We start from the raw sequence: 1,052 nt of genomic DNA, 5'->3' as shown, positions 1-1,052 counted from the left end.
TGTATTGATCACGAGCGTTGTTGACGCTTGCCGGGCTTGATCATGGCGAAGACCTCCGGTGTGGTGGAGCTGTCTAGGACTGCACCGCACGGAGGTCTTCGTGTCCCACCGTAATGCCCGGCTGACCGTTCATGGCAGGCGGCTGCTCGTTGAACGTGTCCGTGCCGGACGCCCCGTCGCTCATGTGGCCGGGGAAATGGGCATCTCGCGCGCCACGGCCCACAAGTGGATCCGCCGCTGGCGGTCCGAAGGCGAGCAGGGGCTGCATGATCGCTCCAGCCGGCCCCGGACGACACCCCACCGCACCGCGGCAGCGGTCGAGGCCCGGGTGTGCCGGCTGCGCCAGGACCGCAAGCTCGGCCCCGCCCGGCTCGGATCGATTCTGGGCCTGCCCGCCTCGACCGTGCACCGCATCCTGGTCCGCCACGGCCTGAACCGGCTCGTGTTCATGGACCGGCCCACCGGCCAGGTCATCCGCCGCTACGAACGGGACCGGCCGGGCGAGCTGGTCCACGTGGACGTCAAGAAACTGGGCCGGATCCCCGACGGCGGCGGCCACAAAGTCCTGGGCCGCCAGGCCGGCCGCGCCCGGCGCAGCAATGTGGGCTTCGACTACGTCCACTCCGCCGTCGACGACCACTCCCGCCTCGCCTACAGCGAGATCCACCCGGACGAGAAGGCCGCCACCTGCGCGGACTTCCTCCGCCGGGCCGCGGCGTTCTTCCACGCCGCGGGCATCGACCGCATCGAACGGGTCCTGACCGACAACGCCTGGCCCTACCGCAAGAGCTTCGCCTGGCAGCAGGCCCTGGCCGACCTCGGCGCCACCGGCAAGCTCACCCGCGCCTACCGGCCCCAGACCAACGGCAAGGTCGAACGCTTCAACCGCACCCTGCTCGACGAATGGGCCTACCTACGGCCCTACACCAGCAACACCGAGCGCACCGACGCCCTGGCAGACTTCCTCCACACCTACAACCACCACCGCTGCCACACCGCACTGGACGGCAAGCCACCCATCAGCCGCGTCAACAACGTCCCGGGTCAATACA

Annotated in this window: 1 protein-coding gene; it reads left to right on the top strand. The window is 69.5% G+C overall.

The genetic code is table 11. From position 1 onward, the window contains the following. Nucleotides 1-100: 100 nt before the first annotated feature. Nucleotides 101-1,052, top strand: a 952-nt coding sequence (locus ACIF83_RS45680) for an IS481 family transposase (RefSeq protein ID WP_399736574.1), incomplete at its 3' end; no start/stop codon positions are given.

The sequence above is a fragment of the Streptomyces sp. NPDC085866 genome (genome assembly GCF_044541035.1).
GTDB lineage: Bacteria > Actinomycetota > Actinomycetes > Streptomycetales > Streptomycetaceae > Streptomyces.
Note: the sequence above shows the minus strand (reverse complement) of the source record. Positions and strands in the feature narration are given on the sequence as shown.